The following is an 18,264-nucleotide window of genomic DNA, read 5'->3' as shown; positions in this document are numbered from 1 at the left end:
GCACACGCACCAGCCACTTCGCAGCACTTCGCCCCGCCGACCAAACGGCCGACGGGACGAAGAAGGCGTAGGGCCCCGGATTTACCAACAGCATCACCGTGTGTACGGGGCCCCTCCCGTCGTCTCGCGGAACCGCTGACGCGCAGGCGCGGACCTGGAGGCGGGCCTCAGCCGCCGAACTCCTGGAGGCCCTTCAGAGCCTGGTCCAGGAGCGCCTGGCGGCCCTCCAGCTCGCGCTCCAGCTTCTCCGCCCTGGACGTGTTGCCCTGGGCGCGGGCCTGCTCGATCTGCGCCCGCAGCTTGTCCACGGCGGCCTGCAACTGGCCGGTCAGACCCGCGGCACGCGCGCGTGCCTCCGGGTTCGTCCGGCGCCACTCGGCCTCCTCGGCCTCCTGGATCGCCCGGTCGACCGTGTGCATCCGGCCCTCGACCTTCGGCCGGGCGTCACGCGGCACGTGGCCGATGGCCTCCCAGCGCTCGTTGATCGAGCGGAAGGCGGCCCGCGCGGACTTCAGGTCCGTGATGGGCAGGAGCTTCTCGGCCTCGCCGGCCAGCTCCTCCTTGAGCTTCAGGTTCTCCGTCTGCTCCGCGTCCCGCTCCGCGAAGGCCGAGCCCCGGGCCGCGAAGAACACGTCCTGGGCCCCGCGGAAGCGGTTCCACAGGTCGTCCTCGTGCTCGCGCTGCGCACGGCCCGCGGCCTTCCACTCGGACATCAGCTCGCGGTACCGCGCGGCCGTCGGACCCCAGTCCGCGGAACCGGACAGCGACTCGGCCTCGGCGACCAGCTTCTCCTTGGCCTTGCGGGCGTCCTCGCGCTGCGCGTCGAGCTGCGCGAAGTGCGCCTTGCGGCGCTTGGAGAACGCCGACCGCGCGTGGGAGAAGCGGTGCCACAGCTCGTCGTCCGACTTGCGGTCCAGACGCGGCAGACCCTTCCAGGTGTCCACCAGGGAACGCAGCCGCTCACCGGCGGCCCGCCACTGGTCGGACTGGGCCAGCTGCTCGGCCTCGACGACCAGGTCCTCCTTGGCCTTGCGGGCCTCGTCGGACTGCTTCACCCGCTGCGCCCGGCGCTCCTCGCGACGCGACTCCACGGTCTTCACCAGCTGCTCCAGCCGGGTCCGCAGCGAGGCCAGATCACCGACCGCGTGGTGCGCTTCGACCTGCTCGCGCAGGTGGTCGATGGCCACCTGCGCGTCCTTCGCGGACAGGTCGGTGGTCTGTACTCGCTTTTCGAGGAGGCCGATCTCGACAACCAGGCCCTCGTACTTGCGCTCGAAGTAGGCCAGCGCCTCCTCGGGGGAGCCGGCCTGCCAGGAACCGACGACCTGCTCGCCGTCGGCCGTACGCACGTACACGGTCCCCGTCTCGTCGACGCGGCCCCACGGGTCGCTGCTCACAGCGCCTCCTCCACATGATGCCTGCGAGGGGCCTCTGTGCCCCCGGGCATCGTCCACAGTTTCGTCACGGCCAACATAGGCGACCGGCGGGTTGCCTGTCCGCATCCCGCGCGACCGAAATTTCGCAGTTGGTGGTCAGGATTTGGTGACCGTGGCCTTGTTGATCACGACCGTCGCGTTCGGGGCTCCGTCACCGGCTCCGGTGTTCTCTCCCGCGGCCGCGATTTTCTTCAGGACCTTCATCCCGGCGGCGTCGACCGTGCCGAACGGGGTGTAGCTGGCCGGCAACTCGCTGTCCTGGTAGACCAGGAAGAACTGGCTGCCGCCGGTGTGCTTCTGACCGGTGTTGGCCATCGCGACCGTGCCCGCCGGGTAGACACCGCCCTTCAGGGCTTTGTCCTTCAGGTTCTCGTCGGGGATCGTGTAGCCGGGACCGCCGCTGCCGGCGCCCGTCGGGTCACCGCACTGCAGCACGTAGATGCCGGTGGTGGTGAGCCGGTGGCACTTGGTGTGGTCGAAGTAGCCCTTCGACGCGAGGAAGTCGAACGAGTTCACCGTGTGCGGGGCCGCCGACGTCTTCAGCGCGATGCCGATGTCACCGCACGTCGTCGCCAGCTTCATCGTGTAGTCCGCCGACTTGTCGATCGTGATCGACGGCTCCTTCTTCCAGCTCAGTTTCTTCACCGAGCCGGACGCGGCCTTCTCGCACGGGTCCGGCGCCTTGCTGGTGGCCGAGGCGCTGGGCGTCGACTCCGCGGCGGCGTTGGCCTTGTCGTCGTTCTTCAGCACGCCGGTCGTGTACAGCGCGACACTGCCGATCACGATCACGCCGAGCACGGACGCGATCACGGAGTTGCGCATGCGTGCCTTGCGCCGTGCGCTGGTGCGCCGCTGCTGCTGCCGCAAGAACTTCTCCCGGGCGAGCTGACGCCGCCGCTGCTCCTGGCTGACCACCGGAATCTCTCCTCATGCGTGTCGTGTGTCGACCGGTACGCGTGCGTCCTGTGCGCTGTGTGAGCCGACTGCTGCGTGTAGCCCCGTACCGTATATGGGTTCGCTGAGGAAACGGCAGCGCCGGTAGGCTCTGGACCACAGCTTGTAGCCACCCGAACCGACACAACGAAGGACGATCGTGCTCATTGCCGGGTTCCCCGCCGGGGCCTGGGGGACGAACTGTTATCTCGTCGCCCCCGCCGCCGGTGAGGAGTGCGTGATCATCGACCCCGGCCACCAGGCCGCCGAAGGCGTCGAGGAAGCGCTGAAGAAGCATCGGCTCAAGCCCGTCGCCGTCGTCCTCACCCACGGCCACATCGACCACGTGGCCTCGGTCGTCCCCGTGTGCGGCGCGCACGACGTGCCGGCCTTCATCCACCCCGAGGACCGGTACATGATGAGCGACCCCGAGAAGGCGCTCGGCCGGTCCATCGGCATGCCGCTGATGGGCGAGCTGACGGTGGGGGAGCCGGACGAGGTCAGGGAGCTGACCGACGGCGTGGAACTGTCCCTCGCCGGGCTGGGGTTCTCCGTCGCGCACGCGCCGGGCCATACCAGGGGGTCGGTGACGTTCCGGATGCCGGAGACGGCCGAGGTCCCCTCGGTGTTCTTCTCCGGCGACCTGCTCTTCGCCGGCTCCGTCGGACGCACGGACCTGCCGGGCGGCTCCATGGACGACATGCTGGGCTCGCTGGCCCGCGTCTGCCTGCCGCTCGACGACTCCACCGTGGTGCTGTCCGGCCACGGCCCCCAGACGACCATCGGCCAGGAACGCGCCACCAACCCCTATCTGCGGCAGGTGGCCGCCGGCCCGGGAGCGAACGCCGACGCCGCTCCCCGACGAGGAATGTGACGAGAACCTCCGTGAGCACCTTCAAGGCCCCCAAGGGCACGTACGACCTGATCCCGCCGGACTCCGCCAAGTTCCTGGCCGTCCGTGAGGCGATCGCCGCGCCGCTGCGCAACTCCGGCTACGGCTACATCGAGACCCCGGGCTTCGAGAACGTCGAACTCTTCGCGCGCGGTGTCGGCGAGTCGACCGACATCGTCACCAAGGAGATGTACGCCTTCGAGACCAAGGGCGGCGACCGGCTGGCGCTGCGCCCCGAGGGCACGGCCTCCGTCCTGCGCGCGGCCCTGGAGGCCAACCTCCACAAGGCCGGGAACCTCCCCGTCAAGCTCTGGTACTCGGGCTCGTACTACCGCTACGAGCGCCCGCAGAAGGGCCGTTACCGCCACTTCTCGCAGGTCGGCGCGGAAGCGATCGGCGCCGAGGACCCGGCCCTGGACGCCGAGCTGATCATCCTCGCCGACCAGGCGTACCGCTCGCTGGGGCTGCGCGACTTCCGCATCCTGCTGAACAGCCTGGGCGACAAGGAGTGCCGTCCGGTCTACCGCGCGGCGCTCCAGGACTTCCTGCACGGCCTGGACCTCGACGAGGACACCCTGCGCCGCGCCGAGATCAACCCGCTGCGCGTCCTGGACGACAAGCGGGAGTCGGTCCAGAAGCAGCTGGGCGAGGCGCCGCTGCTGCGCGACTACCTCTGCGACGCCTGCAAGGCGTACCACGAGGAGGTCCGCGAACTGATCACGGCGGCCGGCGTCCCGTTCGAGGACGACCCGAAGCTGGTCCGCGGCCTGGACTACTACACCCGTACCACCTTCGAGTTCGTCCACGACGGTCTGGGCTCCCAGTCCGCGGTGGGCGGCGGCGGCCGCTACGACGGCCTCTCCGAGATGATCGGCGGCCCCGCGCTCCCGTCCGTCGGCTGGGCGCTGGGCGTCGACCGCACGGTCCTCGCCCTGGAGGCCGAGGGCGTCGGGCTCGACATCCCCTCCGCCACCAGCGTCTTCGCGGTGCCGCTGGGCGAGGAGGCGCGTCGCGTGCTCTTCGCGAAGGTCACGGAACTGCGCAAGGTGGGCGTCGCGGCCGACTTCTCGTTCGGCCACAAGGGCCTCAAGGCGGCGATGAAGGCCGCCAACAGGTCCGGCGCGCGCTTCACCCTCGTCGCCGGCGAGCGCGACCTCTCCGAGGGCGTCGTCCAGCTCAAGGACATGGAGTCCGGGGAGCAGGTGGCCGTCGGCGTGCACGAGATCGTGGCGGAGCTGGAGTCGCGGCTCGGCTGAGCGGCGGGCCGGGCGGCGCAGCCGCCCGGCCCTCAGCCCCGCGTCCGCGGGGAGCACGATGCGCCTCGGCCGACGCTCCTCACGGCGCCCGGAGCGCCCGGTGCGCCGAGCCGTGGACCCGTTGGTTCACAGCGACCCGTGGCGCACCGCCCGCCGCTCGTCCGGCTCGTCGAGCTGGATCGGGGCCCGGCCGACCACCGCGTCCCAGGGCACCAGCGGCAGCCCCGCGACGAGCCGGACCGGCCGCCCCGGGGCGGGGACTCCGCGCCCGGCACGAAGGCCAGGGTGGCCGCCCACGCCGCCGCGAAGTACCCGTCCAGAGCCGGAGGGTGCGGTCCCAGGCGTGCTCGTCGCGGGCCGTGCTCCAACGGGTCATCCGTCGTGCCGGCTCTTCCACCGGAAGGTCAGCAGACACAGCACCAGTCCTCCGGCGCACCAGGCGCCCAGCACCAGGGCGATCCGTCCGAACTCCCAGTCCCCGGCCTGCTCCAGGACCTTCGCCGAGTCGGGCAGGAACACCCCGCGCAGCCCCTGGCACAGCCACTTCAGGGGGAACAGCGCGCCGATGTCCAGCATCCAGCCGGGGAGCGTGTCCACCGAGATGTACACCCCGGAGATGAACTGCAGTACAAGGAAAGGGAGTACGACGACGGAACCGGCGCTCTTCGCCGACTTCGGCACCGAGCTGATCGCGATGCCGAGCAGCGCGCACCCGGTGAGCCCGAGCACGAAGATCCACGCGAAGTCCAGCCGGCGGTCCGCCGACGTGGGCAGCGGCACGCCGTACAGCGTGGTGCCGACGGCAAGCAGGATCGCCGTCTCCAGGATCCCGGTGAACAGAACCAGCCAGATCTTCCCCAGGAAGTACGCGGCCGGCGGCATCGGCGTGCCGCGCAGCCGCCGCAGGACCTTCTCGTCCCGCTCGACCGCGATCGAGATGCCCAGCGACTGGAAGCTGGTGGACATGATCCCGGAGGCCATCATGGCGGGCACGTACAGCTGGGAGGCGCTGACCTCGCTGCCCCGGACGTAGCAGCAGTTCCGGGCCGCCGATCACCCCGAGCGCCACGTCCAGCCGGCGGCGCTGGCCGCCGGACAGGGACTTGACCCGGCTGCCGGCCCTGGCCTCCAGACCGACCAGGCCGATCACCCGCTCCGGGTCGCGCGGACGCGGGTAGTAGTGCGCGAAGTGCCGCACGGTCTCGCGGACCGTCAACTCGGCGGGCGCCGATTCGTCCTGCCAGACGATTCCCACCCGGGACCGCCACGCGCGCGTGCCCGTCGCCGGGTCCGCGCCCAGCACCGAGACCTCGCCGGAGTCCCGCTTCCGGTTGCCCTGGAGGATCTCCACCGTCGTGCTCTTGCCCGCCCCGTTGGGTCCGAGCAGGCCGAACACCTCGCCCCGCCGGATGCCCAGATCGATGCCGTCCAGCGCGGTCACGTCCCCGTACCGCTTGCGCAGTCCTCGCACGTCCACCGCGAGGTCGTACCCCTGTTCTGTCATGTCTTCGATCGTCGGCCGGAACCGAGCCTTCAGGGACCACCGTGCGTACTTCCTTATGTCCACCGAACGGTGGGCGGCGCGTCTCTTGCGGCACAATGGCCCCTGCCCGAAGAAGTTCCAACTCTCAAACAGACGGAATCGGCGTGATGAGCAAGACGACAGTCAAGGACGTCTCCACGGAACCCGAGCCCGAGCACGACCTGGCCGCACCGCGCAGGGAGGGCGGCAGCCTCGCCTTCGCGCTGCTGCTGATCATCACCGGCGCCGCCGGTCTGCTGGCCGCGTGGGTCATCACGATCGACAAGTTCAAGCTGCTGGAAGCCAAGGTCGAGGGCAAGACCTTCACCCCCGGGTGCAGCCTCAACCCGGTGGTCTCCTGCGGCAGCGTCATGCAGTCCAAGCAGGCCGCCGCCTTCGGCTTCCCGAACCCGATGCTCGGCCTGGTCTGCTACGGCATCGTCATCTGCGTCGGCATGAGCCTGCTGGCCCGCGCCCGCTTCCCGCGCTGGTACTGGCTCACCTTCAACTTCGGCACCCTCTTCGGCGTCTGCTTCGTCACCTGGCTCCAGTTCCAGTCCCTGTACCGGATCAACGCGCTGTGCCTGTGGTGCTCGCTGGCCTGGGTCGCCACCATCACCATGTTCTGGTACGTCACCTCCTTCAACGTCCGCAAGAGCTTCCTGCCGGCCCCGAACTGGCTGAAGTCCTTCTTCGGCGAGTTCACCTGGGTGCTGCCGGTCCTGCACATCGGCATCATCGGCATGCTGATCCTGACCCGCTGGTGGGACTTCTGGACCAGCTGACGACCGGGGCCGGGGACCGCCCGGACCGGATTGTCGGTGCCGTGACTTAGGGTTTCAGCGTGGAACCCGACCTGTTCACCGCCGCCGCAGAAGAACGCCAGGAGAAGGACCCCGCCGGCAGTCCCCTGGCGGTGCGGATGCGCCCCCGCACCCTCGACGAGGTGGTGGGCCAGCAGCACCTGCTGAAGCCGGGGTCCCCGCTGCGCAGACTGGTCGGCGAGGGTTCCGGCGGGCCTGCCGGAGCCTCCTCGGTGATCCTCTGGGGGCCGCCGGGCACCGGCAAGACGACCCTCGCGTACGTCGTCTCCAAGGCCACCGACAAGCGGTTCGTCGAACTCTCCGCGATCACCGCCGGCGTCAAGGAGGTCCGCGCGGTCATCGACGGCGCCCGCCGCGCCAGCGGGGGGTACGGCAAGGAGACCGTCCTCTTCCTCGACGAGATCCACCGCTTCAGCAAGGCCCAGCAGGACTCCCTGCTCCCCGCGGTCGAGAACCGCTGGGTCACCCTCATCGCCGCGACCACCGAGAACCCGTACTTCTCGGTGATCTCCCCCCTGCTCTCCCGCTCCCTGCTCCTCACCCTCGAACCGCTCACCGACGACGACGTCCGGGACCTGCTGCGGCGGGCCCTGACCGACGAGCGCGGCCTCAGGGACGCCGTCGCCCTCCCCGGGGACGCCGAGGAGCACCTGCTGCGGATCGCCGGCGGCGACGCCCGGCGCGCCCTGACCGCCCTGGAGGCCGCCGCCGGGGCCGCCCTCGACCAGGGCGAGGCGGAGATCGGCCTCAGGACCCTGGAGGAGGTCGTCGACCGGGCGGCCGTGAAGTACGACCGCGACGGCGACCAGCACTACGACGTCGCCAGCGCCCTCATCAAATCCATCCGCGGCTCCGACGTCGACGCGGCCCTGCACTACCTGGCCCGGATGATCGAGGCCGGCGAGGACCCCCGCTTCATCGCCCGCCGGCTGATGATCTCGGCCAGTGAGGACATCGGCCTCGCCGACCCGAACGCCCTGCCCACCGCCGTGGCCGCCGCCCAGGCCGTCGCCATGATCGGCTTCCCCGAGGCCGCCCTCACCCTCAGCCACGCCACCATCGCCCTGGCCCTCGCCCCCAAGTCCAACTCCGCGACCACCGCCATCGGCGCCGCCCTGGAGGACGTCCGCAAGGGCCTGGCCGGCCAGGTGCCCCCGCACCTGCGCGACGGTCACTACAAGGGCGCCGCCAAGCTGGGCCACGCGCAGGGGTACGTGTACCCGCACGACCTGCCCGAGGGCATCGCCGAGCAGCAGTACGCCCCGGACACCGTCCGGGACCGCGAGTACTACACCCCGACCCGGCACGGCTCCGAGGCGCGCTACGCCGACGCCGTCGAGTGGACCAGGAAGCACCTCGGTCGCAGGCGGTCGTGAGCTGCCTGTAGAATCCCTCGCAGCGCTGAGTCCCGCGCTGTCAGAGCGGGACAGTCAGCCGGAACCCCCGCAAGGGGGATCCAGGAGCGTCGCGCACCGTCGATCGGTGTCGCGGGCAGCCCACCACCATCCGTCGCACGACGGCACCGGTCGGTGGGCCACTCGCGTGCTGCACGTATGTGCCCAGACCAGGGGAGCGGCTGCCCACCAGGCCCGGCAACGGGTCGCCGGAGGGTTTCCCCGGCTGCGGATTGCGACCTCCCTCAACCCTGACAAGCCGAAAAGACAGAAGGAAGAAAGAGACAGTGGCGAACCAGTCCCGCCCCAAGGTCAAGAAGTCGCGTGCCCTCGGCATCGCGCTGACCCCGAAGGCCGTCAAGTACTTCGAGGCCCGTCCCTACCCGCCGGGTGAGCACGGCCGCGGCCGCAAGCAGAACTCGGACTACAAGGTCCGTCTGCTGGAGAAGCAGCGTCTGCGCGCGCAGTACGACATCTCCGAGCGTCAGCTGGTCCGCGCCTACGAGCGTGCCTCCAAGGTGCAGGGCAAGACCGGTGAGGCGCTGATCGTCGAGCTGGAGCGCCGCCTCGACGCGCTGGTCCTGCGTTCGGGCATCGCCCGCACGATCTACCAGGCCCGCCAGATGGTCGTCCACGGCCACATCCAGGTCAACGGCCAGAAGACCGACAAGCCGTCCTTCCGGGTCCGCCCGGACGACGTCGTGCAGGTCCGCGACCGTTCCAAGGACAAGACGCTCTTCCAGGTCGCCCGTGAGGGTGGCTTCGCCCCCGACGGCGAGACCCCCCGCTACCTTCAGGTGAACCTCAAGGCCCTGGCGTTCCGCCTGGACCGCGAGCCGAACCGCAAGGAAGTTCCGGTCATCTGCGACGAGCAGCTCGTCGTCGAGTACTACGCCCGCTGATCACCGGCCGGGTGTAGCACCTCAGCGTCAGCCCGCCGTCTCCCCGCCCTTCCGGGTGGGCGAGGCGGCGGGCTTGCGCGTCTCCGCGTCCCGCCGCTGCCGCACCGGCCCGCGCGGCGTCGACAGCGCCTCCAGCGGCCGGGCCCCGAAGTACCCCAGCGCCCGCGCCACCGTCGCCTCCCGGTCCAGCCCGGCCCCCTGCCGTACGCACTCCGCGTACCGCTCGTCGCCCAGCGCCCGCCGGGCCGTCGCCTCGCAGAGCTCGTGCGGCGCGTTGTAGTAGGCCGACCCGAACAGCGGCAGCCCCACCGACGGCCACATCCGCCCGGCCGCGCCCTGCAGCACCGCCGCCTCCGCCGGATCGCCCTGCGCCACCGTCACCAGGGCGAGCAGCTCGATCGACAGCACCGAACCCAGCAGGTCACGGAAGCCGTGCGCATGACCCAGGCAGTCGGTCAGCAGCGCGCGGGCGCCCCCGTGATCGCCGTCCCGCCACGCCGCGTACGCCAGCACGTAGAGGGCGTACGACCTGGCCCAGTGCTCGCCGTGGTCCTCGCACACCCGGCGCACGTCCTCGCACAGCCGCACCGCGTCCGCCAGATCACCGCGGAACGCCCTGGTCATCGCCAGTTCCACCTGGCCCATCAGCACGTTGCTGTTCAGCTCGCCGATCTCCTGGTAGCGCGCCAGCGCCGACCGCAGCAGCGTCTCCGCGCGCGCCATGTCGTCCGTGACCAGGGCCAGACAGCCGGTGCGGTGCTCCGCGTACGCCACCGCGGTCGGGTCGGCGACCAGCTCGGCCTCCGCCCGGCACTCCTGGAGCGCGGCCAGCGCGGGCACCGCGTCGCCCTGGAGGACCGCCACGTAACCGAGCACCCACAGCGCCTTCAGCCGGGACTGCGGATACTCCGAGTCCAGCTCCAGACTCCGCTCCAGCCAGCGCCGGCCCTCCGAGAGCCGGCCGCAGCCCGCCCAGTAGAACCACAGCGACCCCGCCAGGTACTGGCCCAGGTGCGCCTCGTCCGGCTCGGTCAGACAGTGGTCCAGGGCGGCCCGCAGGTTCGTCAGCTCGGCCTCGGCCCGCGCGGCCACCTCGGCCTGCCGCGGCGAGAACCAGTCCAGCTCGCACCAGGTCGCCAGGCCCATGTACCAGTCCCGGTGCAGGCGCCGCAGCCGGCCCGCGTCCCCCGTCGCCGCCAGCCAGTCGGCGCCGTACGCCCGCACCGTGTCGAGCATCCGGTAGCGCACCCCGGTCGGCGACTCCTCCCGGGACACCACCGACTGCGCGAGCAGCTCCGTCAGCACGTCCAGGACGTCCTCGGCGGCCAGTCCGTCCCCGCTGCACACGTACTCGGCGGCCTCCAGGTCGAAGGTCTGCGCGAACACCGACAGCCGCGCCCACAGCAACCGCTCGGCGGGGGAGCACAGTTCATGGCTCCAGCCGATCGCCGTGCGCAGCGTCCGGTGGCGGGGGAGCCCGTCCCGGCCGCCGCCGGTCAGCAGCCGGAACCGGTCGTCGAGCCGCGCCAGCAGCTGTTCCGGCGACAGCGCCCGCAGCCGCCCCGCCGCCAGCTCGATCGCCAGCGGGATGCCGTCCAGCCGCCGGCACACCTCCCGGACGTCCGCGCGGTCCCCGAGGTCCAGCCCCTGGTGGCCGGCGCGCTCGGCGAACAGCTCGACCGCCTCGTCCTCGCCGAGCGGCGCCAGCGGGAACAGCCGCTCGCCCGCCACCCCCAGCGGCCGCCGCGCCACGGCCAGCACGGTCAGCCCGGGCAGCCGCCCCAGCAGCTCGGCGACCAGCCCCGCGCACGCGTCGGCCAGCTGCTCGCACCCGTCGAGCAGCAGCAGCACACTGCGGTCGGCCAGGTGCTCCAGCAGCGTCTCGCGCGGCAACCGGGTGGTGTGGTCGGTCAGGCCCAGCGCCTCCACGACCGCGTACGCCACGAAGTCCGGGTCGCGCACCGACGCCAGCTCCACCCGCCACACCCCGTCCCGGGGCGCCGCGCCGGCCGCCGCCCGGGCCGCCAGCCGGGACTTGCCGACCCCGCCGGCACCCGTCACCGTCACCAACCGGTCCGACTCCAGGGCCCGGACCAGCTCGCCGAGTTCGGCCGAGCGCCCCACGAAGGCGGTCAGTTCCAGGGGCAGATTGCCGGGCGCCGAAAGGCCGGGGCGCTGAGGACCTCGCATGGGACACGGAGCGTACTTAACCGTGTTCGGTCCGTACAATCGCCTCCCGCGACTCCGGCTCGCGCCCGCGGTAATCCGGTACGGAGTCCCACCCCCGGCGCGATAGGCTCGGTGCAGAATTCTCGATGTTCAGGCACGTTTCAGGGAGCGGGTGCGCAGTGTCCGGTGGAGAGGTGGCCGGGATCCTGGTGGCCGTCTTCTGGGCGATCCTGGTCTCGTTCCTCGCCGTCGTGCTGGCGAGGCTGGCCCAGACGCTCAAGGCGACCACCAAGCTCGTGGCGGACGTGACCGACCAGGCCGTCCCGCTGCTCGCCGACGCCTCCGCGGCCGTACGGTCCGCGCAGACCCAGATCGACCGGGTCGACGCGATCGCCTCCGACGTCCAGGAGGTCACCTCCAACGCCTCCGCGCTCTCCACCACCGTGGCCTCCACCTTCGGCGGCCCGCTGGTCAAGGTCGCGGCCTTCGGGTACGGCGTCCGCCGGGCGCTGTCCGGACGCAAGGCGGACGTGCCCGCGAAGGAGCCCAGGCGTACGGTGATCGTGGGCCGGACGGTCCCGGCCGCACGGCGGAAGAACCGGGGAAAGTAGGAGCCAGGCCATATGTTCCGCCGTACGTTCTGGTTCACCACCGGTGTCGCCGCCGGGGTCTGGGCCACCATCAAGGTCAACCGCAAGCTGCGGCAGCTGACCCCGGAGAGCCTCGCCGCCACCGCCGCGAACAAGGCGCTGGAGACCGGCCACCGGCTCAAGGACCGGGCGGTCGGCTTCGCGCTCGACGTCCGCGACAACATGGCCGTGCGGGAGGAAGAGCTCGGAGAGGCGCTGGGGATCAACGCGGACCCCGAACTCCCCGCACCGCGGCGGCTCGCCGCCATCGAGAACAGCAAGAACCCGAAGTACGCCGATCCCACGGCGTACTCGTACAACCGGAATGAGGACCACTGATGGAGTCGGCCGAGATTCGCCGCCGCTGGCTGAGCTTCTACGAGGAGCGCGGTCACACCGTCGTCCCTTCGGCGTCTCTCATCGCGGACGACCCGACTCTGCTCCTCGTCCCGGCCGGCATGGTGCCGTTCAAGCCCTACTTCCTCGGTGAGGTCAAGCCCCCGTGGTCGCGCGCCACCAGCGTGCAGAAGTGCGTGCGCACCCCGGATATCGAAGAGGTCGGCAAGACCACCCGGCACGGCACCTTCTTCCAGATGTGCGGCAACTTCTCCTTCGGCGACTACTTCAAGGAAGGCGCCGTCAAGTACGCCTGGGAGCTGCTCACCACGCCCCAGGACAAGGGCGGTTACGGCCTGGAGCCCGACCGCCTGTGGATCACCGTCTACAAGGACGACGACGAGGCCGAGCGCCTCTGGCACGAGGTCGTCGGGGTGCCGAAGGAGCGCATCCAGCGCCTCGGCATGAAGGACAACTACTGGTCCATGGGCGTCCCCGGCCCCTGCGGCCCCTGTTCCGAGATCAACTACGACCGCGGCCCCGAGTTCGGCGTCGAGGGCGGCCCCGCCGTCAACGACGAGCGGTACGTGGAGATCTGGAACCTCGTCTTCATGCAGTACGAGCGCGGCGAGGGCATCGGCAAGGACAACTTCGAGATCCTCGGCGAACTGCCCAGCAAGAACATCGACACGGGCCTCGGCCTGGAGCGTCTCGCCATGATTCTGCAGGGCGTGCAGAACATGTACGAGATCGACACCTCCATGGCCGTGATCAAGAAGGCCACCGAGCTGACCGGTGTCGCCTACGGCGACGCCCACGACTCGGACGTCTCGCTGCGCGTGGTCACCGACCACATGCGCACCTCGGTGATGCTCATCGGCGACGGTGTCACCCCGGGCAACGAGGGCCGCGGCTACGTGCTGCGCCGCATCATGCGCCGCGCCATCCGCAACATGCGCCTGCTCGGCGCCACCGGCCCGGTCGTGCTGGACCTCGTCGACACGGTCATCGCGATGATGGGCCAGCAGTACCCGGAGCTGGTCACCGACCGCGAGCGCATCGAGAAGGTCGCCCTCGCCGAGGAGAACGCCTTCCTCAAGACCCTCAAGGCCGGCACCAACATCCTCGACACCGCCGTCACCGAGACCAAGGAGTCCGGCGGCAAGGTGCTCGCCGGCGACAAGGCGTTCCTGCTCCACGACACCTGGGGCTTCCCGATCGACCTCACCCTGGAGATGGCCGCCGAACAGGGCCTCTCGGTGGACGAGGAGGGCTTCCGCCGCCTGATGAGGGAGCAGCGGGAGCGCGCCAAGGCCGACGCCCAGGCCAAGAAGACCGGGCACGCCGGCGCCGGCGCCTACCGCGAGATCGCCGACAGGACCGGCGAGACCGACTTCATCGGCTACTCCGACACCGAGGGCGAGACCACGATCGTCGGCATCCTCGTGGACGGCGCCTCCTCGCCGGCCGCCACCGAGGGCGACGAGGTCGAGATCGTCCTCGACCGCACCCCGTTCTACGCCGAGGGCGGCGGCCAGATCGGCGACACCGGCCGGATCAGGGTCGACACCGGTGCCGTCATCGAGATCCGCGACACCCAGAAGCCGGTCCCGGGCGTGTACGTCCACAAGGGCGTCGTCCAGGTCGGCGAGGTGACCGTCGGCGCCAAGGCCCACGCCTCGATCGACTCCCGTCGCCGCACCGCCATCGCCCGTGCCCACTCGGCCACCCACCTCACTCACCAGGCGCTGCGCGACGCCCTCGGCCCGACGGCCGCCCAGGCCGGTTCCGAGAACCAGCCCGGCCGCTTCCGCTTCGACTTCGGTTCGCCGTCCGCGGTTCCCACCGCCGTGATGACCGACGTCGAGCAGAAGATCAACGAGGTGCTCGCCCGCGACCTCGACGTGCGCGCCGACGTCATGGGCATCGACGAGGCCAAGAAGCAGGGCGCCATCGCCGAGTTCGGCGAGAAGTACGGCGAGCGGGTCCGCGTGGTGACCATCGGCGACTTCTCCAAGGAGCTGTGCGGCGGCACCCACGTGCACAACACCTCCCAGCTCGGTCTGGTGAAGCTGCTCGGCGAGTCATCCATCGGCTCGGGTGTGCGCCGCATCGAGGCCCTCGTCGGCGTCGACGCCTACAACTTCCTCGCCCGTGAGCACACGGTCGTCGCCCAGCTCCAGGAGCTGATCAAGGGCCGTCCGGAGGAACTGCCGGAGAAGGTCTCCGCCATGCTCGGCAAGCTGAAGGACGCCGAGAAGGAGATCGAGAAGTTCCGCGCGGAGAAGGTGCTCCAGGCCGCCGCCGGTCTGGTCGACTCCGCCAAGGACATCCGCGGGATCGCCGTGGTCACCGGTCAGGTGCCGGACGGCACCACCCCGGACGACCTGCGCCGGCTCGTCCTCGACGTGCGCGGACGCATCCAGGGCGGACGCGCCGCCGTGGTCGCCCTGTTCACGGTCAACAACGGCAAGCCGCTGACGGTCATCGCCACCAACGACGCCGCCCGCGACCGCGGTCTCAAGGCCGGTGACCTGGTCCGCACCGCCGCCAAGACGCTCGGCGGCGGCGGTGGCGGCAAGCCGGACGTCGCCCAGGGCGGCGGCCAGAACCCCGCCGCGATCGGCGAGGCCGCCGACGCCGTCGAGCGCCTCGTGACCGAGACCGCGAAGTAAGGAAGCGGTCGGACATGCGCAGAGGACGTCGACTCGCGATCGACGTCGGGGACGCCCGCATCGGGGTCGCCTCGTGCGACCCCGACGGGATCCTCGCCACGCCGGTCGAGACGGTCCCCGGCCGGGACATCCCGGCGGCCCACCGCCGGCTCCGGCAACTCGTCGAGGAGTACGAACCGATCGAGGTCGTCGTCGGACTGCCCCGCTCCCTCAAGGGGGGCGAGGGCCCGGCGGCCGTCAAGGTGCGGACCTTCGTCCAGGAACTCGCCAGGGGGATCGAGCCGGTGCCGGTCCGGCTGGTCGACGAACGGATGACGACCGTGACGGCGAGCCAGGGGCTGCGCGCTTCTGGAGTGAAGGCCAAGAAGGGCCGCTCGGTCATCGACCAGGCCGCGGCGGTCATCATCCTTCAGCAGGCACTGGAATCCGAACGGGTGTCAGGTAAACCACCCGGCGAGGGCGTCGAAGTAGTCATCTGATCGCGATACGGTAACGTTCCGCGCGATGCGATGGTTTTCGAACAGCCACCGCACAGCAAGAGGCGGAACGGGAACCGGCCCACCAGCCGCGCACCGCGCCGCCTCGCGGCTCTAGGGGATCGATGACTGAGTATGGCCGGGGCCCAGGCTCCGAACCCTGGCATCCGGAGGACCCGTTGTACGGGGACGCCGGATGGGGCGGACAGCAGCAGGCCCACGCGGGCCAGCAGTCCCCCTACGACGGCCAGCCGCAGCACTACCCGCAGCAGTCGCAGCAGCAGCAGTACGGCGACTGGGGCCAGCACCCGCAGGGCGGGTACGAGCAGCACCATGGCCAGCAGCAGTACGCGTACTACGACGAGCAGGGCCAGCTCCGGTACGCCGACGGGCAGGGCCAGCAGCACGGCCAGCAGCAGCACGGCCAGCAGCAGTACGATCAGCAGCAGTACGACCAGCAGTACGCCGCCCACACCCCGCAGCAGTACCACCAGGGCACGTGGGACGCCACGGGCACTCACGGCCACGTCCCCTACGCGGCCGACCCGGGTGACCCCTACGGGCAGCAGCCCGTGGCCTACGGTGTCGAACAGCCCGACCTCTACGGCACCGAGGACGCCTACCCGCCGCCCGAGCCGCCCGGCCGCCGGCGCCCCGAGCCGGAACCGCAGCCGGAGCCGGCCACCGAGGAGGAGGACGAGCAACACCCCTTCTTCACGGGCGCCGACGACTCCGAGGACGAGGACGAGGACGATCCCAAAGGACGCCGCGGTGGTGGCCGCGGCAAGGACGCCAAAGGCGGTAAGGGTCCCAAGAAGCGCCGCAACGGCTGCGCCTGCCTGGTGGTCTGCCTGGTCTTCGGCGGTGGTGCGTCCACAGTCCTCTACTACGGCTGGCACCTCTACCAAAATCGTTTCGGCGCGGCCCCCGACTTCGCGGGCGGCGGCAGCGGCCAGGTGACCGTCGAGATCCCCAAGGGCGCCGGCGGCTACGACATCGGCAGACGCCTGAAGGAGGCCGGCGTCGTCAAGAGCGTCGACGCCTTCGTGGCCGCCCAGTCGCAGAACCCCGACGGCAAGACGATCCAGGCCGGTGCCTATCTCCTGAAGAAGGAGATGTCCGCCGCGACCGCCGTGCAGCTGATGCTCGACCCGAAGAGCAAGGCCAATGTGGTGGTCACCCCGGGTGAGCGCGCGGCGGCCGTCTACGCGGCTCTCGACAAACAACTCGGCCTTTCCTCCGGCAGCACCAAGAAAATCGCCAAGTCGGAATACAAGAGCCTCGGTCTGCCGGGTTACGCCAACACCAACAGCAAGATCATGGACCCGCTGGAGGGCTTCCTCTTCCCGGGTACCTATCCCGCGGCCAAGGGCATGAAGCCCGACGCGGTCCTGAAACAGATGGTCGCCGCGGCCAAGGAGGAATACGCCGCCTACGACCTCGTGGCGCAGGCCAAGAAGTTCGACCTGGAGAACCCGCTGCAGGTCATCACGGTCGCGAGCCTCGTCCAGGCCGAAGGAAAGACGCACGACGACTTCCGCAAGATGGCGGAAGTGGTCTACAACCGACTCAAGCCCACGAACACCGAGACGAACCGTTTGCTCCAATTCGACTCGACCTTCAACTACCTGAAGGGCGTGAGCAACATCCACATCAGCGAGTCGGAGATCAACAGCAACAAGGACCCGTACAACACGTACACCCAGAAGGGTCTTCCGCCCGGTCCGATCGGCAACCCCGGCACGGACGCGCTGAAGGCGACGCTCAATCCGACCGACGACGGCTGGATCTATTTCGTGGCGACCGACGGCCAGAACAACACCGAATTCGCCAAGACCTACGCAGAATTCCAGCAGCTCAAGGACAAGTTCAATGCCAACTCGGGCAACTGACGCCCGCCGGGCCGCTGTGCTCGGTAAGCCCATCGCCCACTCCCTCTCCCCGGTGCTGCACCGGGCCGCGTACGACGAACTCGGGCTCACCGACTGGTCGTACGGGCGCTTCGAGATCGACGAGGCCGGGCTGCCCGGCTTCGTCGAGAAGCTGGGGCCGGAGTGGGCGGGGCTGTCGCTGACCATGCCGCTGAAGCGGGCCGTCATACCGCTGGTCGACGAGATCAGCGAGACGGCGGCCTCGGTCGACGCGGTCAACACCGTCGTCCTCACCGAGGACGGCCGCCGCCTCGGCGACAACACCGACATCCCCGGCATGGTCGCCGCGCTCCGCGAGCACGGCATCGAACAGGTCGAGACGGCCGCGATCCTCGGTGCCGGCGCCACCGCCTCCTCCGCGCTCGCCGCGCTCGCCCGGATCTGCACCGGCGAGGTCGTCGCCTACGTCCGCAGCGGGGCCCGCGCCGCCGAGATGCGGGAGTGGGGCGAGCGGCTCGACGTCGAGGTCCGCACCGCCGACTGGTCCGACGCCGAGCAGGCGCTGCGCGCCCCCCTGGTGATCGCCACCACCCCGGCCGGCACGACCGACGCCCTCGCCGCCGCCGTACCGGAGTGCCCCACCACCCTCTTCGACGTGCTCTACCACCCGTGGCCCACCGACCTGGCCGCCCGCTGGTCCATGTTCGGCGGAGCCGTGGTCAGCGGCCTCGACCTCCTCGTCCACCAGGCCGTGCTCCAGGTCGAGCAGATGACCGGCCGCACCCCGGCACCGCTGGACGCCATGCGCCGCGCCGGGGAGAAGGCCCTCGCCGGGCGCTGACCTGACACACTCGCGTCCGCTTGCTGGACCGGCGGGTGGGTTCGCGGGCCGGACGTGGGAGGATCGGGGTGGCGGACCGGGGCCGCGCACCCGGTCGGGCCGTCGCCG

At 70.6% G+C, this 18,264-nt stretch carries 15 protein-coding genes and 2 pseudogenes; 11 read left to right on the top strand and 6 right to left on the bottom strand.

Features of this window, described 5'->3' with window-relative positions:
- Positions 1-167: 167 nt before the first annotated feature.
- Together ACZ619_RS32140 and ACZ619_RS32135 are read right to left on the bottom strand one after the other, a co-directional pair.
- Positions 168-1,397 carry a DUF349 domain-containing protein gene (locus tag ACZ619_RS32140; RefSeq protein ID WP_469606398.1) on the bottom strand — a complete coding sequence of 410 codons (1,230 nt, stop codon included), beginning with the start codon at positions 1,395-1,397 and terminating at the stop codon, positions 168-170.
- A 135-nt stretch (positions 1,398-1,532) separates the two neighbouring features.
- Positions 1,533-2,351, bottom strand: a complete 819-nt coding sequence (locus tag ACZ619_RS32135; protein WP_469606396.1) for a peptidylprolyl isomerase — start codon at positions 2,349-2,351, stop codon at positions 1,533-1,535.
- Between the two features lie 178 nt (positions 2,352-2,529).
- On the opposite strand from ACZ619_RS32135, the gene ACZ619_RS32130 reads away from it, so the two are divergent.
- Both ACZ619_RS32130 and hisS read left to right on the top strand, forming a co-directional pair.
- Complete coding sequence (locus ACZ619_RS32130; protein ID WP_469606394.1) at positions 2,530-3,243, top strand: MBL fold metallo-hydrolase; 714 nt, start codon at positions 2,530-2,532, stop codon at positions 3,241-3,243.
- A gap of 11 nt (positions 3,244-3,254) precedes the next feature.
- Positions 3,255-4,517, top strand: a complete 1,263-nt coding sequence (gene hisS / locus ACZ619_RS32125; RefSeq protein ID WP_469606391.1) for a histidine--tRNA ligase — start codon at positions 3,255-3,257, stop codon at positions 4,515-4,517.
- Positions 4,518-4,643: 126 nt separating this feature from the next.
- Here the strand turns inward: hisS and ACZ619_RS32120 are convergent, their stop codons facing one another.
- The 3 genes and pseudogenes from ACZ619_RS32120 to ACZ619_RS32110 form a co-directional block, all read right to left on the bottom strand.
- Complete coding sequence (locus tag ACZ619_RS32120) at positions 4,644-4,814, bottom strand: hypothetical protein (protein ID WP_469606389.1); 171 nt, start codon at positions 4,812-4,814, stop codon at positions 4,644-4,646.
- 75 nt (positions 4,815-4,889) lie between these two features.
- A pseudogene (locus tag ACZ619_RS32115) lies at positions 4,890-5,531 on the bottom strand (ABC transporter permease); the annotation flags it as partial.
- A 16-nt stretch (positions 5,532-5,547) separates the two neighbouring features.
- A pseudogene (locus tag ACZ619_RS32110) lies at positions 5,548-6,021 on the bottom strand (ABC transporter ATP-binding protein); the annotation flags it as partial.
- A gap of 146 nt (positions 6,022-6,167) precedes the next feature.
- Here ACZ619_RS32110 and ACZ619_RS32105 point away from each other — a divergent pair.
- The 3 genes from ACZ619_RS32105 (at position 6,168) to rpsD (ending at position 9,159) form a co-directional block, all read left to right on the top strand.
- Positions 6,168-6,824 carry a vitamin K epoxide reductase family protein gene (locus tag ACZ619_RS32105; RefSeq protein WP_469606386.1) on the top strand — a complete coding sequence of 219 codons (657 nt, stop codon included), beginning with the start codon at positions 6,168-6,170 and terminating at the stop codon, positions 6,822-6,824.
- A 59-nt stretch (positions 6,825-6,883) separates the two neighbouring features.
- On the top strand, positions 6,884-8,239 hold the full coding sequence (locus ACZ619_RS32100) for a replication-associated recombination protein A (RefSeq protein WP_469606384.1): 1,356 nt from the start codon (positions 6,884-6,886) through the stop codon (positions 8,237-8,239).
- 305 nt (positions 8,240-8,544) lie between these two features.
- Positions 8,545-9,159 (top strand): 30S ribosomal protein S4, encoded by a 615-nt coding sequence (rpsD, locus tag ACZ619_RS32095; protein ID WP_046726586.1) that lies wholly within the window; start codon positions 8,545-8,547, stop codon positions 9,157-9,159.
- A 27-nt stretch (positions 9,160-9,186) separates the two neighbouring features.
- On the opposite strand, the gene ACZ619_RS32090 is transcribed toward rpsD, so the two are convergent.
- On the bottom strand, positions 9,187-11,349 hold the full coding sequence (locus ACZ619_RS32090; protein ID WP_469606381.1) for an ATP-binding protein: 2,163 nt from the start codon (positions 11,347-11,349) through the stop codon (positions 9,187-9,189).
- A 125-nt stretch (positions 11,350-11,474) separates the two neighbouring features.
- Between ACZ619_RS32090 and ACZ619_RS32085 the strand changes: the two genes are divergently transcribed.
- From ACZ619_RS32085 to ACZ619_RS32060, 6 genes are all read left to right on the top strand, one after another.
- Positions 11,475-11,939: a DUF948 domain-containing protein gene (locus ACZ619_RS32085; RefSeq protein WP_469606379.1), complete on the top strand. Its 465-nt coding sequence runs from the start codon at positions 11,475-11,477 to the stop codon at positions 11,937-11,939.
- Positions 11,940-11,951: 12 nt separating this feature from the next.
- The gene (locus ACZ619_RS32080; RefSeq protein ID WP_469606377.1) at positions 11,952-12,296 is read left to right on the top strand and encodes a hypothetical protein; all 345 of its coding nucleotides are present in this window, start codon (positions 11,952-11,954) and stop codon (positions 12,294-12,296) included.
- Entirely contained in the window at positions 12,296-14,968 is a 2,673-nt protein-coding gene (gene alaS / locus ACZ619_RS32075) for an alanine--tRNA ligase (RefSeq protein WP_469606376.1), read from the top strand. The genes ACZ619_RS32080 and alaS overlap by 1 nt, the downstream gene beginning before the upstream one ends.
- A 14-nt stretch (positions 14,969-14,982) precedes the next feature.
- A complete protein-coding gene (gene ruvX / locus ACZ619_RS32070) occupies positions 14,983-15,447 on the top strand; it encodes a Holliday junction resolvase RuvX (protein WP_469606373.1) in 465 nt (154 codons plus the stop codon).
- Between the two features lie 122 nt (positions 15,448-15,569).
- Positions 15,570-17,336, top strand: a complete 1,767-nt coding sequence (gene mltG / locus ACZ619_RS32065) for an endolytic transglycosylase MltG (RefSeq protein WP_469606371.1) — start codon at positions 15,570-15,572, stop codon at positions 17,334-17,336.
- Entirely contained in the window at positions 17,317-18,156 is an 840-nt protein-coding gene (locus tag ACZ619_RS32060; RefSeq protein WP_469606369.1) for a shikimate dehydrogenase, read from the top strand. Before mltG ends, ACZ619_RS32060 begins: the two co-directional genes overlap by 20 nt.
- Positions 18,157-18,264 lie beyond the last annotated feature (108 nt).

Source organism: Streptomyces sp. NPDC104367 (assembly GCF_055583825.1).
The sequence above is the reverse complement of the archived record's forward strand: the minus strand, read 5'-3'. Positions and strand labels throughout refer to the sequence as shown.